The organism is Ruegeria sp. O4 (assembly GCF_056535125.1).
In genome coordinates this window covers 142,809-161,308 of the sequence record NZ_JBQERO010000005.1, presented here as the reverse complement: position 1 = coordinate 161,308, position 18,500 = coordinate 142,809, and the positions used below count along the sequence as shown (strand labels likewise).

Annotated in this window: 14 protein-coding genes; 2 read left to right on the top strand and 12 right to left on the bottom strand. The window is 60.7% G+C overall.

The genetic code is table 11. The features are described from left to right. Positions 1 to 21 precede the first annotated feature (21 nt). From folP to ACR0J7_RS09000, 8 genes are all read right to left on the bottom strand, one after another. Positions 22 to 1,020, bottom strand: coding sequence for a dihydropteroate synthase (gene folP / locus ACR0J7_RS09035; protein WP_480913959.1), 999 nt, complete (start codon positions 1,018 to 1,020; stop codon positions 22 to 24). Next, positions 1,017 to 1,937 carry a dihydroneopterin aldolase gene (locus ACR0J7_RS09030; protein WP_209504247.1) on the bottom strand — a complete coding sequence of 307 codons (921 nt, stop codon included), beginning with the start codon at positions 1,935 to 1,937 and terminating at the stop codon, positions 1,017 to 1,019. Before ACR0J7_RS09030 ends, folP begins: the two co-directional genes overlap by 4 nt. A gap of 100 nt (positions 1,938 to 2,037) precedes the next feature. After that, positions 2,038 to 3,411: a multicopper oxidase family protein gene (locus tag ACR0J7_RS09025; RefSeq protein WP_480898427.1), complete on the bottom strand. Its 1,374-nt coding sequence runs from the start codon at positions 3,409 to 3,411 to the stop codon at positions 2,038 to 2,040. Between the two features lie 73 nt (positions 3,412 to 3,484). After that, complete coding sequence (locus ACR0J7_RS09020; protein WP_480476538.1) at positions 3,485 to 4,126, bottom strand: cell wall hydrolase; 642 nt, start codon at positions 4,124 to 4,126, stop codon at positions 3,485 to 3,487. 187 nt (positions 4,127 to 4,313) lie between these two features. After that, a complete protein-coding gene (locus ACR0J7_RS09015; protein ID WP_480485996.1) occupies positions 4,314 to 6,854 on the bottom strand; it encodes a putative PEP-binding protein in 2,541 nt (846 codons plus the stop codon). 89 nt (positions 6,855 to 6,943) lie between these two features. Then, positions 6,944 to 9,163, bottom strand: a complete 2,220-nt coding sequence (gene glyS, locus ACR0J7_RS09010) for a glycine--tRNA ligase subunit beta (RefSeq protein WP_480913957.1) — start codon at positions 9,161 to 9,163, stop codon at positions 6,944 to 6,946. 9 nt (positions 9,164 to 9,172) lie between these two features. Continuing rightward, positions 9,173 to 10,420 carry a sodium/glutamate symporter gene (gene gltS, locus ACR0J7_RS09005; protein ID WP_480913956.1) on the bottom strand — a complete coding sequence of 416 codons (1,248 nt, stop codon included), beginning with the start codon at positions 10,418 to 10,420 and terminating at the stop codon, positions 9,173 to 9,175. Further along, the gene (locus ACR0J7_RS09000) at positions 10,396 to 10,917 is read right to left on the bottom strand and encodes a DUF6446 family protein (RefSeq protein ID WP_480913954.1); all 522 of its coding nucleotides are present in this window, start codon (positions 10,915 to 10,917) and stop codon (positions 10,396 to 10,398) included. Before ACR0J7_RS09000 ends, gltS begins: the two co-directional genes overlap by 25 nt. A 78-nt stretch (positions 10,918 to 10,995) precedes the next feature. Between ACR0J7_RS09000 and ACR0J7_RS08995 the strand changes: the two genes are divergently transcribed. Continuing rightward, positions 10,996 to 11,628, top strand: coding sequence for a MarC family protein (locus ACR0J7_RS08995; RefSeq protein WP_480913953.1), 633 nt, complete (start codon positions 10,996 to 10,998; stop codon positions 11,626 to 11,628). Between the two features lie 5 nt (positions 11,629 to 11,633). Here ACR0J7_RS08995 and ACR0J7_RS08990 read toward each other — a convergent pair whose 3' ends face one another. Next, entirely contained in the window at positions 11,634 to 12,566 is a 933-nt protein-coding gene (locus ACR0J7_RS08990; protein WP_267363360.1) for a glycine--tRNA ligase subunit alpha, read from the bottom strand. 207 nt (positions 12,567 to 12,773) lie between these two features. Here ACR0J7_RS08990 and ACR0J7_RS08985 point away from each other — a divergent pair, with 207 nt between their 5' ends. Then, on the top strand, positions 12,774 to 14,513 hold the full coding sequence (locus ACR0J7_RS08985) for a serine protease (protein WP_480913951.1): 1,740 nt from the start codon (positions 12,774 to 12,776) through the stop codon (positions 14,511 to 14,513). 67 nt (positions 14,514 to 14,580) lie between these two features. On the opposite strand, the gene ACR0J7_RS08980 is transcribed toward ACR0J7_RS08985, so the two are convergent. From ACR0J7_RS08980 to ACR0J7_RS08970, 3 genes are read right to left on the bottom strand one after another with little or no spacing between them, the layout of a single operon-like run. Further along, on the bottom strand, positions 14,581 to 16,155 hold the full coding sequence (locus ACR0J7_RS08980; RefSeq protein ID WP_480913949.1) for a thiamine pyrophosphate-binding protein: 1,575 nt from the start codon (positions 16,153 to 16,155) through the stop codon (positions 14,581 to 14,583). Continuing rightward, a complete protein-coding gene (locus ACR0J7_RS08975; protein ID WP_480773586.1) occupies positions 16,155 to 17,603 on the bottom strand; it encodes a TrkH family potassium uptake protein in 1,449 nt (482 codons plus the stop codon). Before ACR0J7_RS08975 ends, ACR0J7_RS08980 begins: the two co-directional genes overlap by 1 nt. Positions 17,604 to 17,662: 59 nt before the next feature. Next, positions 17,663 to 18,301, bottom strand: a complete 639-nt coding sequence (locus ACR0J7_RS08970; RefSeq protein ID WP_480773585.1) for a hypothetical protein — start codon at positions 18,299 to 18,301, stop codon at positions 17,663 to 17,665. Between the last annotated feature and the right edge of the window lie 199 nt (positions 18,302 to 18,500).

The window sequence follows — 18,500 nt, the reverse complement described above, 5'->3', positions numbered from 1 at the left end:
GTGATTTTCCGTGAGACCGGATTACCGGACAGCAGCCCATAGGCGCAAGGCCTGAGCAGTCTCGGCGACGTCGTGAACGCGAATGATCTGCACGCCCTGGGACAATCCGGCCAAAGCCACGGCAATTGAACCCGGAGCGCGGGCAGTCTTGTCCGGTTCCCGTCCAATTGTTCCGATAAAGCCCTTGCGGGACACGCCCAGCAGGATCGGGCAGCCAAGCCCGTGAAACAGGCTGAGATTGCGCAGCAAGGTCAGGTTATGGTCTTCGGTCTTGCCGAAACCGATGCCCGGATCGACGATGATCAGGTCGCGCCGAAGTCCCAGGTTCTCCAGCAGAGCGATCTGGGGTTCGAGGAAGTCGTAAACATCCAGCAACACGTTGTCGTAGCTGGGGTTTTCCTGCATCGTGGCCGGATCGCCTTGCATATGCATGACGCAGACCGGTGTGCCCTTGGCGGCGCAAAACGGTGCCAGTTCGGGATCGAACGTGAACCCCGAGACATCGTTGACCAGCCCTGCGCCCGCCGCACACGCCGCTTTGGCGACGCTGGCTTTGCGGGTGTCGATTGAAATCAGGGCATCCGTTTGCGCGCGAATCGCCTCGATCACCGGGCGGGTGCGGGCAATTTCCTGATCTGCCGGAATGAAATCTGCACCCGGGCGCGTTGATTCCCCGCCGACATCCAGAATGGTGGCCCCATGCGCCACCATCCGGGCGGCGGCATCGCGGGCGGCCTCGACCGAGCTGTGAACGCCCCCGTCCGAGAAACTGTCAGGCGTGGTGTTGAGAATGCCCATGATATGCGGCACCTGCATATCCAGCCCGGCGATGGGTGCGCGCGGGCCGGTCAAGCGCTCCAACGTCCCACTGGGAATGTCCGATGCCGCCATGATCTGCGGAGCGGTATCGCGCCCAAGCGCCTCGACATGGGTAAACCACAGGGATTGACCGGCCAGAGAATACGCACCAGCGGGCCGGATCTGGCCGTGCTGAACCAGCGGTCTGAAATAGATGCTCACAATTGGGCCTGATCCACGGCCACAGCCCGCAGCGGGGTTTTGGGCGCTTTCGGCAATTCGCCGCCGATGACCATCATTTCACTGGCTTCAAAGGTCGCGGCAAACCATGCGGCCAAAGCCACGGCGTCGGATGGCGCGGCAGAAGGACCATCCACCGCGTCCAGAACGATCTTGGACGGGGCCCAAACACAGATCTGGCCGTTCTTCATGGCCCAGTCCAGTTCCGTCCGAGTTGAAACCACCTTGCAGCGGTGATCGCGTGCGGCCAGAACCCACGCGTTTTGCTCGATCGCAAGCAGGTCAATCCGGCGCTGTGTCATTGCGTGGCCGGTTTGCGGCGCAGCCAGGTCTGACGCCCCCACACACAGGATCAGCGGGCGCTGGCGGTTCTGCAACTGGTCGATCCACCCGGTCAGATTGTCCGAGGCGATGGCGTCATTCGACAGGTAGACCAGACGGGGATGCGGGCGGTCTTCCTCGGTCACGTCGTGATGAACCGAGTCTTTCCCGCGTACGATCTCAACCCCCAGAGCGCCCGGACCACGATCCAGTTTTTCGATGCGAACAAAGACCCTTACAGCCTGAGGTTCATGCAAGATACGTTCGGCCACACGTTCGGCAAGGGTTTCAAGCAGGTTCAGACGTTCGGCCGCGAGCTCATAGGCAATGGATTCCGTCACCCGGTCATAAGACAGGATGCGATCCACATCGTCGTCAATCGGGTCGGTCAGAGGCCGGACTTCGACCACGATATTGAAACAGATCCGCTGGGTTGTTCCCCGCTCGGCCTGAAACGCACCGATTTCAACCTCGACAATATGGTCGCGCAGGGAAATGCGGTCCAGCGGCCCTCGGGGCGAGGTCGCCTCGGACCGTTCGGACGGGTGCGCAAATGCCAGTCGGATTTCAGAACTCATGGGTCCGGCCTTTTCGGCTTGTTGCAGGGCTTGCCCACTATAGGCGTTGCAAGGGCCTATAACATTCAAACAAACGCCATTCCAACCGCCGAATGCGGCGTCATGTGACGCGAAACCAGCTCATCATACCCGAAGCGGCATGGCCCAGCATATGGCAATGCAACAGCCAGTCCCCCGGATTATCCGCGACCAGCGCGATCTGGCGGGTTTGTCCGCGATCAACCAAAACAGTGTCGCGCCACGGGCCAAGCGATCCGTCCGGCTGGATCAGTCGGAAGTGGTGGCCGTGCAAATGCATGGCATGTGGAAAGACTGTTTCATTGACGAACTCGATCCTGTGAAGGCCGCCGGTCCGGGCGTCCAGAAACGGATCGGACGGGCGTTCCGCATAACCGTTCAGGGCCCAGAACCGGCCCAACTGCGCCAGTTCCTGGCCTGACAATTCAGTGTCCCCGATCCGGGCGTTGTCCAGCCAGCGCATCGCCCCGCCTTGCAGGGACATCCGGTGCAATGGAGCGGATGAGACATCCTCGATGACCGGCAAAGGGTTGGGCGGCAACGCTGCCACGCCTTGTCGTGGCGCGGGTGAGAGAGGTTCGTCGACATCGAACCGAACGATGCCAAAGGCACCGTCGCGTTCAACACTCACCAGACTTGCCGTATCGCCCGCAGCCACGACATCCACAACCAGATCGATACGTTGTGCGGGGGCGATTGGGAAAGCCCCCGACAATGGGATCGGCGTTCCCAGTGGCATACCGTCAAGGGCGACGATCCAACCAAACAACCCGTCGAGATCCAGGTCGAAAATCCGCGCGTTGGAGGCGTTGATCAGGCGCAGCCGGAGACGGTCGTTCCGTCGCGCCTGAACGCGCGGGTCAAGGGATCCGTTGACAGTGATGATATTCCCCAGCCGACCAGCGTGGCTGAGGTCATGGCCATTGTCGAAATCATCCGTGATCTGGGCGGTTTCCGGATCAAGCCGCCAGTCGTCCAGCATCAGCACCAGATCCTGATCCACATCGGGGGCCACGGTTTCTTCGACGATCAGCGGCCCGTAAAGCCCGCGCGCAACCTGTTCCATCGACTGGTTATGCGCATGGTACCAATAGGTCCCTGCATCGGGAACGGAGAAGGAGTAATCAAAGCTTGCGCCCGTCTCGACCGCGTCCTGCGTCAGGCCGGGCACGCCGTCCATGGCGTTTTCGATGCGAATACCGTGCCAATGGACAGACGTGGCCTGCGGAAGCTGGTTCATCAGGGTGCGCTGGATGCGGTCGCCCTGCCTGACGCGCAGTTCAACGCCGGGGACAGACCCGTCATATGTCCAGACTTCCGTTTCAGGATAACTTGCCGGCGCGATCGGGTGTTTGGCTACACGCGCATTAAGCGGTGCAAAACCCGCGCTGGCCACACGCGGCATCAGCAATGCTGCTGCAGCCGTTTGCAAAAGGTGTCTGCGGTTCAAAATCATCACGGGCCTCCTGGCCCGCAATATAGGATGCAACCTGCCCCACGCCAGCAAGCTTCCAGCGCGGGTGCGTCAATCAGTTGCTCGCTGTCCGGTAGTTGTGGCGGTAAAAAACATGCACGCCGATTTTCGCCGTCTGTTTGTAGACCCGCGACCAGGATGGGCGAACCGACGTCGTGTGATAATGTGTTGCCCCTTCGGTCAACTCATCCGCCACGCCATCAATGGCTGCCCGCGCGACTTTCGCCACACGCTCATACGCCTTTTTCTCGTGGATGACTTCCTTGCGGCCATCGCAGGTGTATGTGAACTGGCACTGGTATTTCTTGCCGGTCCCCTGATGGATCACGCCGCACAGGGAATCCGGGAAACGGCTGCTTTTGACCCGATTCAGGATCACCTCGGCAACCGCGAACTGGCCGCGCACGCTTTCGCCGCGCGCCTCGAAGTACAGGGCTTCGGACAGGCATTTCCAGTTTTCACCACCGGAGGCCTTTGGTTGCTGGTCAAGCCAGTCTTTGGAGAAGGACACTTCGACAGGTTCAGCCGCCTTGCGGGGCTGGAACAGCTTGAAATAGTCCCGAAAACTTTGCGCTGGCAGCTCGCTGCGGGCGACAAGTTCTTGTTTTGCAGTATCAGTCGCTTCCTTCTCAGCGAAGGATGCACTCGGCAGCACGGTTGCCGCCACTGCGGCAACAGCCAATATGTAACGTAGCATCAGATAACCTCGCACAGGCACATCACGCGCCTTACCCTCCCCCGGCGGGCGCGACGAGGCTGATACCCCAGACTGACGCAAAGGTCCAGTATCTTGAAAAAAGCAAGTGGAAAATCGCCCGTAGCGAAAATATTTTTCGCCTACGAGTGACCGTATAACCCACTATTCCTTGGGGTTCGGCGCGGTGTCAACCCCCAAGTCTGGAGGAAATCGCCAGTTGAGCGGCAGCCAGCCGAGCGACCGGAACCCGGAACGGTGAGCACGACACATAGTCGAATCCAAGATCGCGACAGATGGCGATTGATTCGGGGTTCCCGCCGTGTTCGCCACAGACCGAAAGGGTCACATCCGGCTTCGCGGCACGCCCGCGTTCCGCCCCGAGTTTCAGCAGCTCGCCCACCCCGTCCGGATCAAGGACATGGAACGGATCTTCGGTAAAGACCCCCTGCCGCACGTAAGCGGACATGAAACGACCGGCATCGTCGCGGGACAGGCCGTAGGTCATCTGCGTCAGGTCGTTCGTTCCAAAACTCATGAACGCGGTCTGCGGCGCGATCTCTTCCGCGCGCAGACAGGCGCGTGGTGTTTCGACCATGACGCCCAGCCGATATTCGAACTTCTGCCCCCGTTCCGATTCAACGGCGGCGGCGACCGAGTCGATGCGGGATTTGACCAGTTCAACCTCGCGCTTGGCGGATACCAGCGGGATCATCACTTCGGGCACCACCGGTGCACCGTTTTTTCGGGCTTCAAGTGTGGCTTCGAAAATCGCACGCGCCTGCATGTCGTAGATCTCGGGCACGGTGACACCCAGACGAACGCCACGCAGACCCAGCATGGGGTTGTATTCGGTCATCGCCTCAACCCGGCGTTCGACGTCAGACACGGGCAGGTCCAGCGCCTCGGCCAGTTCCCGTTGCCCGGTGCGCGTTGTCGGCAGAAACTCATGCAAGGGGGGATCGAACAGGCGGATGCAGACAGGCTGGCCTTCCATGATCCTGAACAGCTGAACAAAATCCTCGCGCTGCATCGGAAGCAGGCGTTCCAGCACTGCCGCCCTGCCCGCCGAGGTTTGCGCAAAGATCATTTCGCGCATCACGATCAGACGACCGGGATCAAAGAACATATGTTCGGTCCGGCACAGACCGATCCCCTGAGCCTGAAAGTTCCGGGCCGTCTGCGCGTCAGCCGGTGTGTCAGCATTGGCGCGGATGTCGATGTCACGCTCGGCATCGGCCCAGCCCATCAGCGTCTGGAAACAGTCATCCAACGCGGCCTCGAGCATGGCGGGCTGACCGGCCAGCACCTGACCCGAGCTGCCGTCAATGGTGACAATATCGCCGGTTTTAAATACCCGCCCATCCGGTGCGGTCAGCATCTTGTCTTTCGTCTGAAACCGCATTTCCGAGGCCCCGACGATACAGGGCAGGCCCAATCCGCGCCCGATCACGGCCGCGTGGCTGGTCATGCCGCCCTTTTCCGTCAGAACCGCAACAGCAGCGTGCATCCCGCGCACATCCTCGGGCGAGGTTTCCCGGCGCACCAGAACACACGCCTCGCCACGGGCGGCACTGGCCTGTGCTTCGGCCGAGGTGAACACGATCTTGCCGGTCGAGGCACCGGGGCTGGCACCAATGGCAGTGGTCAGCACGTCGCGGCGCGCATCAGGGTGGACCTGACGGTGCAGAAGTTCGTTCAGCGCGTGCGGGTCGACACGCATCACCGCCTCTTGCGGCGGTATGATACCGTCTTCGGCAAGACGTACGGCAATGCGCATGGCCGCGCGAGCCGATCGCTGCACCCGGACGCCATCCAGAATATGCACAGTGCCGTCCTGAATGACGAATTCGACCTGCATCTCTTCGCGCAGTTTCTCGCGCATCAGGGCAGCATGCGTTTTGACATCGGCGAAAGCATTGGGCGCGACCTCTTCCAGCGAGGGGCCGCGCGGGTCTTTTTCCAGAAACAGGGCGGCCACATCTTTGCCCAACGCATCGCGCCCCTGGCTCTGGCTGAGGTAGCGACCGGTGATCTGTGGCATTCCGGTTGTGGAATCAACCAGTTGCAGAACACCCGATCCGCATTCCCCTTTGCCGACGCCGGGGATCATCTCTTGAATGACCAACCCAAGCCCGGCATCAGCGGGTGCCCCCTTGGCCTGCCGCAGCAAGCGCGCGGACGTCCCGTCCCATGCACGCGCCATCGAGCGCAGAACGCCGATCAGCTGTTCGCCCCTGTCCTGCGGAAAGACCTCGTCGGTTTCATCCTCGTAGGCGCGCAGCGAATGGCGCAGCCCTTCGCGGCCGTCGGCATCAATGTCATCAAACACATCCGCATCCAGCCGCGCCACGTGGATCGCATAGCTTTGAACGAACCTCAGATACAGGGCTGCGGCGGCCTCGGCCCCCATGGTGTCGGACAGGTCGACATAACGGGCATCGTTCATTCCGATATTGAGAACCGCGCCGGGACCGCCCCAATCGGGATCTTCGGAACTGGGCCGGACGCATAGCAACGAGGTCGGATCGAACTGTTCGAGGATCGCCGCAATATCCGGGGTTGTCCCTTCGGCGATCTGGTGAACGGCATCAAATGACAACGCAACGGTTCGGGGCACCGGCAGGTCCAGCCGGACCAGACGTTGCAGACATTTGGCCCGCCCGCCATGTGTATGGGCGGTGACAGGCGCGTCGGATGTGATGAGCGTCGTATTCGGATTATTCTGCACTGCAGCACCTTTTGGTTTGCGTGCAGCATAAGCGCTTGCGCCCTTCACGCAAGTGCGTTGTGGGCGCGCCTGCCAGCGCGCCCGGTCGTTTACCCTTCGATCCGGGTCAGATCGGCCACGCTGGAGCAGATCTGCCGGATCTGGCTGAGCAGGTTCAGCCGGTTGCGGCGAACGATATCATTGTCGGTGTTGACCTGCACATCCTCAAAGAACGCATCCACCGGCCCGCGCAGCCCCGCCATGGCGGCCATGGCCGTGGGGAAATCTTCGGATGTCAGCGCGGGTTCGATTTGCGCCTGTGCTGCCTCCAAGGCCGCAAACAATGCCTTTTCGCTGTCGGTTTCGGCGAATTTCACATCCGCACCGTAGGAATACTCCACCCCGTCCTTTTCCTCGGCCTGGGTCAGGATGTTGTTGGCGCGCTTGAAGCCCTGCACGAGGTTTTCGCCATCTTCAGTCGCGATCACCGCGTTCAGCGCGCGGGCGCGTTTGACCAGCAGATTGAGGTCATCATTGCCGTCCATCGCGATACAGGCGTCAATGACGTCGTGACGGATGCCTTCGTCGCGGAGGAAGACCTTGAGGCGGTCGTGGAAGAAGGAGAGGAGATCGTCGGATGCGTCGGGGATCTTCTTTTCAAGGCTCAGGAAATCGGCGCCCGAAACTTCGCCCAGCCTTTCCTTGACAGTCTGGAAGGCTGCGCCAAACACGCCGTGATCTGCGATTTCATCCAAAAGTTCGTCAACGTTTTCCGCCGCCAGCGCCTCGTTTGCAGCGCTTTCAGCACGCAGCAGCTGTCCGTCGAAAAACCGATCCAGATGCAGGCGCAGGTCATTGTCGAGCACCAACCGGATAACCCCAAGTGCCGCACGGCGCAGAGCAAACGGGTCTTTCGAGCCGGTAGGCTTTTCATCAATCGCCCAGAACCCCGCCAGCGTGTCCAACTTGTCGGCCAATGCAACGGTCACCGACAGCGGAGCCGTGGGCACATCATCCGACGGCCCCAAAGGCGAGTAGTGCTCTTGCGCGACAGCGGCCACGGCGGCATCTTCGCCTGCCGCTTCGATGTAATACCGCCCCATAAGGCCCTGAAGCTCGGGAAATTCGTAGACCATTTCCGAGCTGAGGTCGGCCTTGGCCAGGCGTGCGGCTTTTTCAGCCTGATCAGCATCGGCTCCGGTCACTGGGGCCAGTTCGCGGGCCAGGGCGGCGATGCGCCCGATCCGGTCAGCCTGCGTTCCCAGTTTGTTGTGGAAGGTGACGTTTTCCAGCGCGCGGGTCCATTGTGCAATGTCCGATTTGGCAATGCGCAGGTCATTTTCCCAAAAGAACTTGGCGTCGGCCAGACGGGCTGACAGCACTTTCTGATTGCCCGCCAGAATGGTCGCGCCATTGTCAGCGGTTTCGCGGTTCGCAATAGTGACGAACCGTTCAATCCGGCCCGTTTTGGGATTGCGGACCGAGAAGAACTTTTGGTGTTCTTTCATCGAGGTTTGCAGCACCTCGGGCGGCAGGTCGAGGAATTCGTCGTCGATCCGCCCCATCAGGACAACCGGCCATTCGACCAGCCCGGCGACCTCGGCCAGCAGGCCCTGATCTTCGACCAGTTCAAGACCGGCGGCAAAGGCCATGTTCTGGGCGTCGTTCCAGATGTGCCGGGCGCGTTCCTCGGGGGACAGGACGACAAAAGCCCGCTTCAGCTTGGCCGCGTAATCGTCGAAAGACGTGACCGAAAACCGGTTGGGCGCCATAAAGCGGTGGCCTGCTGTGGTGTCGCCGGACGAAATGCCATCGACATCCATTGGCACGACCTGCGCCCCGGCCTCATCCGTCAGAATGCACAGGATCGAATGCAGCGGGCGCACCCAGCGCAAGCTGCCACTGCCCCAGCGCATGGACTTAGGCCAAGGGAAATTGCGGATGGTGGCTTCGAGCACCTCGGCAATGATCTCGGCCGCGGGGCGACCGGCCTTTTCGATGGTGGCGAAATAGATGGCCCCTTTGGGCGTTTCGCGTTCTTCCAGCTGATCACGGGTCAGGCCCGCGCCGCGCAGGAACCCTTCGATTGCCTTGTCGGGCGCGCCGACCTTTGGGCCCTTGCGTTCTTCCCGGATGGTGGGGCTTTTCGCCAGCAGCCCCTCGACCGCCAGCGTCAGGCGGCGGGGCGTGGTCAGGGCGGCGGCGTTTGCATAGGTCAGACCGGCCTCGACCAGACCATCGGTAATCCGCTTTTTCAGATCCTCGCCGGCACGGGCTTGCATCCGTGCGGGGATCTCTTCGGAGAACAGTTCGATCAGCAGGTCGGGCATTGTCGGTCCTTAGAAATTGACGATCGTCTGAATGACGATGGCATTGGCGATATCCACAAAGAAGGCGGATACAAGGGGCAGCACGATAAAGGCAATAGGCGATGGGCCATATCGCTTGGTCACGGCCGTCATATTTGCGATAGCAGTGGGTGTGGCCCCCAACGCAAAGCCGCCAAACCCGGCGGCCAGTACTGCGGCGCGATAGTTGGACCCCATGACCGGGAACAGCACCCAGAGGACGAACAGCACCGCGAACACCGTCTGCGCTGTCATGATCACGGCAATGGCCATGCCCAGCTGCGCAATGGTCCAGAGTTGCAGGCTCATCAGTGACATTGCCAGAAACGCGCCCAGCGCAAATTCCGAAATCAACGCCAGCGACGGTGTGCGCGACACTTTCGGAGCATCGGGAAACAGCGCGTCCCGCAGATTGGCGATCACGATGCCCATGATCAGGCAGGGCACGAACAGCGGCAGTTTCAGCCCGGCGGCGGCAATTGATTCATTCAGCGCATATCCCGAGATGATCGCCAGGTTCAGGTGCAGCAAGACGCGCATGACGGTCAGATGATCGATGTTTGCGGTGTGCCCGTCATGCTCATCCGGCAATCCGATGCTGTGTTCTTCGTCGGGGCGGTCAGGCGTCAGGCCGCGCCGTTCGACCAGCAGGCGCGCAATCGGGCCGCCAACCAGCGCGGCAAGCACCAATCCAAGGGTGGCGACGGCCACACCCAGTTCGGTCGCGCCGTCAAGGCCCGTTGCCTGCGCCACGTCCGGCGCCCATGCGATTGCCGTACCGTGCCCACCGATCAGGGCCGCCGATCCGAACAACACACCGGCCTGTGCGGGATAGCCGAAGATCGCCGCCCCAGCGGCACCAATCACATTCTGAAAGACAATCGTCGCCAGTGTGAGAATCAAAAGCAAGATTAACGGCTTACCGCCCGCAATGAGGTCAGACAGACGGGCGTTCAGGCCGATCCCGGCAAAAAACAGGACCAGCAGGAAATCGCGGGCTGTCAGGCCAAAGGACAGTTCGATCCCGAAGACCAGATAGAGCGTCAGAACCACCAGCGAGGCCAGCAGGCCCCCTGTTACGGGTTCGGGGATGTTGAAATTGCGCAGGGTTGCCACACGGGCATTGATCTCGGCCCCGATCAGAAAGACCGCAAACCCCAGAGTGGCCGTCAGGAAATCGGGGATTTCTATGACGTGGCCCACGGTCTGCTCCTTCAGTTTTCCGGGCGCGGCGGGCATTCCTCGCCCACGACGGTACCGTCATAAGCTTTTTCACCGCAATTGTTCAACGCGTGCCAGACATAGCCCTTGCCATCCGCGGTGATCGCCACGATCCGGTCGACGCCGAAGTGGATGTTCTTCACCCCCATGAACGCCCGCGCCTGCCCGGATTCAAGCGCATCCGCCAATGACACCGCATCGTAGCATTCAAACCATCCCGGTGCAGTCAGGGGTTCAAGGTTTTCGACAGGCACGTATCCAGCCATCTGGTCCGGCGACAATTCGGTCTCGAAACAGGCGCGATACCGGATCGGAGAGCTGTCGGCGTCGATTGCCTGAAACCCGGAATAGGCGATGGGTTCCGGCACACCGCCTGCATCCGTCATCAGGGCAACGTCCTGCCCCGGTTGCGGTTCGACCTCATAATAATAGCCGTAGACCTGTAGATAATACATGCCGAGGCCTGCCACGATGGCCGACAGCAGCAGAAGAATTGCCAGCAGTTTTCCCGTCATCTTTCAGGCCGCCTCTTTCAAGTTCTTGTAAAATAGGACAGGTTTCATCGGGGAACAGGCAGAAACGAGGTCTACACGATGGAATCCACCTTTGCCGTCGGATTTTTCGGCGCATTGTTTGCGATCATGAACCCGGTCACCAACCTGCCGGTGTTTCTGAGCGTCACTCAGGACCTGTCCGCCGCCGAACAGCGCAAGATAGCGGTCAAAACCGTGATCTACTGCCTGATCCTTGGCGGTGCCTTTGCCCTGGTCGGCAGTCAGGCGCTTGGCCTTTTTGGCATCAGCGTCAATCATCTGCGCGTCGCCGGTGGTCTGGTTGTCATGATGATCGGTCTGAACATGCTGAACGGACACGAAAGCACCTCTCATCACGGGACGAAGGGGGAGAAGGACGCTTACCCCGAACCCGACACCGTCGCCTTTTATCCGCTGGCCTTTCCCATTCTGGTCGGCCCCGGCACCATCACCACGCTGATCCTGTATGCACACCAGATCAAGAAGCCCATAGAAGCCCTTGTTTATGCAGGCGTATTCCTTGCCGTTGTTGGCCTGCTTCTGATCACGTTCTGGAACGCGGCCTGGCTGGCCCAACGCCTGTCCGACACCGCGCGCGTGATCATGAGCCGCTTTATGGGGATGATTCTGGCGGCTATCGCCGTCAGCATGATCGCGGACGGCCTGAAAGCCCTGTTGCCGGGGCTGGCCTGATCGCCTCATCCGGCGCTGAACCCGGCGGCCTCGGTCTGCACAAAGGCATCCGCGCATTGCTTGGCCAGCGCCCGCACGCGTCCGATATAGGCCTGTCGTTCGGTGACCGAGATCACGCCCCGCGCATCCAGCAGGTTGAAGATGTGTGACGCCTTGATGCATTGGTCATAAGCCGGGTGCGCCATGATGATGCGTTTGCCAGTTTTCGGATCGTCATGCGCCTGCGCCAGGATAGTGGCGCATTCAGCCTCGGCCTCTTCGAAATGGCGCAACAGAACCTCGGTATTGGCCACGTCAAAGTTCCAGCGGGCGTATTCCTCTTCCGTCTGTTTGAAGATATCGCCGTATTTCAGCGGGCTGGGCGATTGCGGATCGTTGAACGGCATGTCCATCACGTGGTCGATGCCCAGCACATACATGGCCAGACGCTCGAGACCATAAGTCAGCTCGCCCGAGACAGGCGTGCAGTCATGGCCGCCGACCTGCTGGAAATAGGTGAACTGGCTGACTTCCATTCCGTCACACCAGACTTCCCAGCCAAGCCCCCATGCGCCCAGTGTGGGGCTTTCCCAGTCGTCTTCGACAAAGCGGATATCATGCAGATCCATGTCGATGCCAATGGCCTGAAGGCTGCCCAGATACAGCTCTTGCAAATCCGGAGGGCTGGGTTTGATCAGCACCTGATACTGGTAGTAATGCTGAAGCCGGTTGGGGTTTTCGCCATAACGCCCATCCGTGGGACGGCGCGACGGCTGAACATAGGCTGCGGCCCATGCCTTGGATCCCAGCGCCCGCAAGGTGGTTGCGGGATGGAACGTCCCTGCCCCGACCTCCATGTCATAGGGTTGCAGAATCGCACAGCCTTTCGAGGCCCAGTAGGACTGAAGCCTGAGGATGATTTCCTGAAATGAACGCGGTGCGCTGGTCGGTTCGGTCATGACATTCCCTCTGGGCGCCCCGTGCGCCCGGTTCCGGTCGGTTTGGCCCTTCCTATGCAAGGGGCCGAGGGGCGTCAACGGGGCTTTGGGCTGTGGCTGTATCTGCGCGGCCACACCACAAATTCCCCGCATTCTCAGCATGGTATTTGGCAAATGAAATCGCGTATTCTGCACCTCAGTACAAACACCGCATAACACGGGCAGACAATGACACGCGTATTTTCAGCAATTCTTTTGTTTCTTCTGGTCGGCCTGCGCGCCGCGACCGCACAACAAGACCCCGGCGTCTGGGTTCAGGTCGAGGCGCAGCCGTCGCTGCGCGAAGCGCAGGACCGGGCGCAAGCCTATGCCAGCACCCTGCCCGACGTGAACGGGTTTCGGCTGAACAGTGGCTGGTATGCCATCGTGATCGGCCCTTATGCACGCGGGGATGCCGAGCAGGTATTGCGTGTATACCGGGCCGAGGGGCAGATCCCGCGTGACAGCTTTGTCGCGTTTTCAAGCGCGTTGGGGCAACAGTTCTGGCCTGTCGGCGAAAACGCGGTAAACCGCGACGTCGTAAGCGCGCCGACGGAACCGGCAGCACAGGCGGAAGAATCCGTGGCGGTTACGACCCCGCAGGTTTCGGATGAAACCCGCGCACAAGCGCTGCAATCCGAGCGCCTTTTGACCGCGCAGGAACGGAGAGACTTGCAAACGGCCCTGCAAGCGGCGGGTTTCTATAATTCGACCATTGATGGCGCTTTCGGTCAGGGAACCCGCCGGTCGATGGGCGATTGGCAGCGGTTCAACGGGTATGAGGCGACGGGAGTTCTGACCACGGCTCAGCGCAAGGCCCTGATGGATGAATACAACGCGCCGCTGATCTCGGCCGGGATGGACCGGTATTCAGATGACGCGGCCGGAATTGCGCTGGACATGCCGTTGGGTACAGTCAGCTTTGACCGCTATGAAGCTCCGTTCGTACATTTCAAAAGCGCCTCGGATCTGAACACCCAGGCCCTTTTGATCAGTCAGGAGGGTGACAAGAACACGCTGCGCGCCCTTTACCAGGTGATGCAGTCGCTTGAAATTGTTCCGCTGAACGGCCCGCGTGAGCTGGGTCGCGACCAGTTTACCCTTGAAGGGCACGGCAATGGGATCGTGTCATTCACGCAGGCGCGGCTGGCCGATGGAAAGATCAAGGGCTTTACACTCGTCTGGCCCGAAGGGGACGAGGCGCGCCGCCTGCGTGTTCTGGCTGCGATGGCGACCAGCCTGAGCACAACGGACGCGGTTCTGGATGCCGCCGCCGGTGCGGATGCGGAACAGCGCATCGATCTGGTCTCGGGTCTTCAGATCCGCAAGCCCCGGTTGTCGCGGTCGGGCTTTTTCGCTGGCGCGGACGGTACGGTTCTGACGGTATCCGAAGCCGCCGAAAGCTGCACCCGGATCACCCTGGAGGGGGATCAGGAGGTTCAACTGGCGCTGACGGACCCGGAGCTTGGTGTTTCGGTCCTGCGCCCTGCAAAAGCCCTTGCACCCATGAGTGTTGCTGCTTTCAGCACCACCCAGCCGCGCATTCAGTCCGAAGTGGCCGTATCCGGCTTTTCCTATCAGGGCGCTTTGGGCGCACCGACGCTGACCTACGGTCAAATCGCGGATATCCGTGGCCTGAACGGCGAGACAGGTATCAAACGGCTGGCCCTGAACGCACAGCCCGGCGATGCGGGCGGACCGGTCTTCAACGACAGCGGCAACGTGGTTGGCATGTTGCTGCCGACACCGTCAGAGGGGCGCACCCTGCCCGCGTCTGTCAGCCTTGCGGCGACGGTCGAGCGGTTGACAGAAATCCTGACGAAAGCCGGTGTTTCCGGGCAGTCGAGCGAGGAAACCACCCGGATTTCCCCTAACGAGCTGAACCGGCGCGCGACCGGAATGACGGTTCTGGTACACTGCTGGGACTGAGCCCGCGCAGACATTGAAACCAGACGTTGAAACACCAAAGCGCCGCATGAAGATGCGGCGCTTTTTGTTACAGAATGTCCGGGGTCACGTGGATCAAGGTCGGGACAGGCGCATCGAACGCCGCGCGAACCGCGCTCTGCATCTCAGCCAGAGATGAAGGGGCTGAGGAAAGCGCGCCAAAAGCCTCGGCCAGTTTGCAGAAATCCGGGTTATGCGCCACCACCGCATTGGGCGCGATCTGGCTGCGGACCATGCTGTCTTCGATTTCTTTCAGCTTGCCATTGTCCCACAGGATGATCGGCAGCGACAATCCCAGTTCGACCGCAACACCCAGTTCCTGCATCGTATAGTGGAACCCGTAATCCCCGGCGATTACCGCCGTTGGTTTGCCGCGCCGCGCCACCGCGCCGCCAATTCCGGCCGGCAGACCATAGCCCAGCGTTCCGAACCCGGTCGGATGGTGCCAGTGATGCGGATAGGCCATGTCCCACACCTCTTTCGCGACATAGGCGAATTGGGTCATGTCGGAATAGATCATGGTATCAGCAGGCATCGCCGCGCGCAGCGCATCGGCCACTGATACAATTCCGGGCCGTTCGGCATCCACCTCGGCCCGCCACCGGGCGCGGGTTTCGGAAATTTCATCGGGCGACCAGCCGGTTGCCGGTTTCAGGTTTTCGGTCGCCTGCCACAAAGCGCGGGCAAAGCTTTCGCTTTCGGTTTGCAGTTTGATCGCGGCGCGATGGTGGTCGGACAGGACTTCGGGATCAAGGTCAACGCGGATCAGCGTTGCCGAATGCCCAAGGTCGCTGCGCCACAGATCGACCTCGCCCAGTTCTGCGCCGACCGCGATGACCAGATCCGCCGAGGCGATAACCTCGGCGCTGCCGGGGCGCGGCAGGGATGCTCCGAAATCCAGCGGATAGTTAATGCCCGGCAGCCCGCGCCCTGCGTATGTGGTAAAGCAGGCAGCCCCAAGCTGTGCCAGAATCTGCCGCCAGTCGCTGGACTTGCAACCGCCCCCCAGAATGAACAGCGGCCTGTGCGCAAGGTTCAGCATCGAGACAACAGGCGATACGTCAGGCGGCAATGCTTTGGTGCGCAACGCGGGCTGGTTGGGGAAAGGTGCCGGATCAGCCTCGGCCTGCAACTGCGCGATTGGCACCTGAATGTGCTTGGGGCGCGGGCGCGACAGCTCGAATTCTTCAAAAGCGCGTTCGACCAGCGCATAGGCGGCCTCGGCCGTATTGGCCTGTGCCGACCAGTCGGCAACGGTTCCGGCCGCAAGGCGCTGGTCCTTCATCTGGTGCAACTGGCCGCGCAAGGCCTGTTTTTCATCAAGGCAGGACGACACCACCAGCATCGGCACCGAGTCGCTGTAGGCTTGCCCGATCGGCGTCATGATGTTGCACAGGCCGGGCCCGGTGATCACATAGGCAACCCCCGGCTTGCCGGTTGCGCGGGCATACCCATCGGCCATGAACCCCGCCCCCTGTTCGTGACGGGCCAGAACATGTTGGATGCCAGCCTCTTCGATGCCGCGGTACATTTCCTGATTGTGAACGCCGGGTATGCCGAAAATCACGTCTACGCCACGATCCTTGAGCATATGCGAAATCTGCGCGCCAAGGGGTCTTTTCATCAGCCTCTCCAGAATTGAACGGTGAAGATCGCGTAAACGGCCAACAGCTCGAGCCGCCCGACCAGCATCCCGATTGTCAGAAACCATTTGGCCGTGTCGTTGAGATTTGCGAAATTGCCCGCTGGTCCGATCTGATCGCCCAGACCGGGACCGACATTGGCCAGCGCGGTCGCCGCCCCGGAAACGGCTGTGATGAAGTCCAGACCGGTCAGCGCCAGCGCCCAGGACAGCACGCCCATCGACAGGACAAAGAACATGAAAAAGCTCATCACCGAGGTCAGAACACCCTGCCCCACGGGCCGCCCATCGTAGAGCGGCACGAACACGCCATGCGGAGACCTGATCCGTTTGATCTGGCTTTTGATCGAGGCAAACAGCAGCTGGTAGCGGAATATCTTGATCGAACATGCGGTCGATCCTGCGCAGCCGCCAATCAGGCCGATCAGGAAGAACATCATGATCGGAAAGCTGCCCCAGCCCATGTAATCGACACTGGCATAGCCGGTCCCCGAGATGATCGAGGTGATGTTGAACAGAGATTCCCGAAATGCCTGTTCCCAGTGATGCGGAAAGACCGATGTCAGGAATATCGACATGATGATGACCAGAACCAGAATGGTCGCCAGAAACGCGCGAATTTGACTGTCTTTCCACAAGGACGCTGTATGGCCGTTTGCCAGCTGGACGTAGCGCACAAAAGGAAGCGCCGCCAAAATCATGAACACCGACGCCGCATATTCAGCGGGGCCTGAGAAGGTTCCGAACGAAGCGTCATAGTTCGAGAACCCACCGGTCGAAAGCGTTGTCAACGCATGTACCAGCGCATCGAAAAAGTTCATTCCCAGACCGGCGTAAACCAGCGCGCAAACCAGTGTCAGGAAAACATAGATGAGCGAAATCTGACCCGCGATCTCTTGCGCGCGAGGCAGGATTTTACCCATTGTTTCAAAGCCTTCCGAGCGGAAGATCTGCATGCCGCCGACACGCAGTTCGGGCAGGAACACCATGGCGACAACGATGATCCCGATACCCCCCAGCCATTGCAGGATACCACGCCACAGCAATAGCCCCTGCGGCAGGGTATCCAACCCGGAAATCACCGTTGAACCTGTTGTTGTCAGGCCGGACATCGCCTCGAAATACGCATCGACAAAGCGCAGCTCGGTTTCACCGAACAGAAACGGAATTGCCCCAAACAGGGGCAACGCCGCCCAAACACCGGTTGTCAACAGGAAGGTCTGGCGGATGGTCAGCCCTTCGCCCACACCGTTCGAGCAGCTCATCGCCAGAACGGTCCCGGTCAGCGTCGTGATAATGGCGCTTTCCAGAAATACCGGCCATTCGCCGCGCCCCTCGATCAGGTCCGCGAGCATAGGCAGCAGCATGGTCGCCCCAAGAATGGCGACCAGCAAGCCAATCACATATCCGACCGGGCGAAGATCCATCATGACGCGCAGGGTTGGCGTGCCAACTCGACCGTGTCAAGCAGATGATCCCGGTTTACCCGTCAGTTTTTGACATCTGTTCCGGGCATCACAGGCGGTTTTGACGGGGCGCGTGATTTTCGCGCCTGCGGTTTGCGCGGTTCCGTCGCCGGGGCTGGTTTCGCCTGCACCTTGGCCGGGGCAGGATCGGCCTGTGTCGGCTTGACCTGCGCTGCCTGAACAGCCGCCGGTGTCGCAGGGGTGGGCTTGGGCGTTACGGGCGACACGCTTTCGGTCGCAGGTGTCGCCGCGGATTCAACAGGCTTCACTGCTTTTTCATCACTAACCGCTGGTGTCGGTTTGGCTGCCGCCGGGGGTGCCGCCGTGGGCCGCGGACTGGCTGAAAACTCAACAGGTTTGGCTACCGGCTTGGCCGGCGCAGGTTTGCGGGCCAGCTTTTTCTTGGCCGTTGATGATTTCACCGGCAAGCGTTTCGCACGCGCCACGGCAGGTTTGGGTTTGGCCGCCGGTTTTTCCGCCGGAGCTTCCACCACTGGACCCGGTGCTGATGCTGCCAGATGCAGGGCGTGGACCGGCACCATCGGCAGTTCAAGCGCCGAACGGGTCATGATCTGTGCAATCTTGATCTGGTTGACGATCGCATAGCCAGCCATGCGTATAGCCGCGGCCTGAAGCTCCAGCGGTTGGGTAATCGGATTCATTCCATAGATCTCCTGTGAAAACGATGCAGCCAGAAAAGTAAGGGTAAAGCGCCCTGCCCGCTCGGGGGGTCCGGGCGGAGGTTGGGGTCTTGCAGTCCAAGGCGTCTCACGTCTCGGCTTCCTTTCGGGTGACACACCATTGAGCGCGCCGGTGTGCCGAAGCTGCATTCCCCGTCAGGATACAGGAGTTCTTCACGCA

Excerpts from the sequence above, each read along its gene's own strand:
- ACR0J7_RS09030 (WP_209504247.1), bottom strand. The coding sequence starts at position 1,937 with ATGAGTTCTGAAATCCGACTGGCATTTGCGCACCCGTCCGAACGGTCC.
- ACR0J7_RS09025 (WP_480898427.1), bottom strand. The coding sequence starts at position 3,411 with ATGATTTTGAACCGCAGACACCTTTTGCAAACGGCTGCAGCAGCATTG.
- ACR0J7_RS09020 (WP_480476538.1), bottom strand. The coding sequence starts at position 4,126 with ATGCTACGTTACATATTGGCTGTTGCCGCAGTGGCGGCAACCGTGCTG.
- glyS (WP_480913957.1), bottom strand. The coding sequence starts at position 9,163 with ATGCCCGACCTGCTGATCGAACTGTTCTCCGAAGAGATCCCCGCACGG.
- gltS (WP_480913956.1), bottom strand. The coding sequence starts at position 10,420 with ATGCCCGCCGCGCCCGGAAAACTGAAGGAGCAGACCGTGGGCCACGTC.
- ACR0J7_RS09000 (WP_480913954.1), bottom strand. The coding sequence starts at position 10,917 with ATGACGGGAAAACTGCTGGCAATTCTTCTGCTGCTGTCGGCCATCGTG.
- ACR0J7_RS08995 (WP_480913953.1), top strand. The coding sequence starts at position 10,996 with ATGGAATCCACCTTTGCCGTCGGATTTTTCGGCGCATTGTTTGCGATC.
- ACR0J7_RS08990 (WP_267363360.1), bottom strand. The coding sequence starts at position 12,566 with ATGACCGAACCGACCAGCGCACCGCGTTCATTTCAGGAAATCATCCTC.
- ACR0J7_RS08985 (WP_480913951.1), top strand. The coding sequence starts at position 12,774 with ATGACACGCGTATTTTCAGCAATTCTTTTGTTTCTTCTGGTCGGCCTG.
- ACR0J7_RS08980 (WP_480913949.1), bottom strand. The coding sequence starts at position 16,155 with ATGAAAAGACCCCTTGGCGCGCAGATTTCGCATATGCTCAAGGATCGT.
- ACR0J7_RS08975 (WP_480773586.1), bottom strand. The coding sequence starts at position 17,603 with ATGATGGATCTTCGCCCGGTCGGATATGTGATTGGCTTGCTGGTCGCC.
- ACR0J7_RS08970 (WP_480773585.1), bottom strand. The coding sequence starts at position 18,301 with ATGAATCCGATTACCCAACCGCTGGAGCTTCAGGCCGCGGCTATACGC.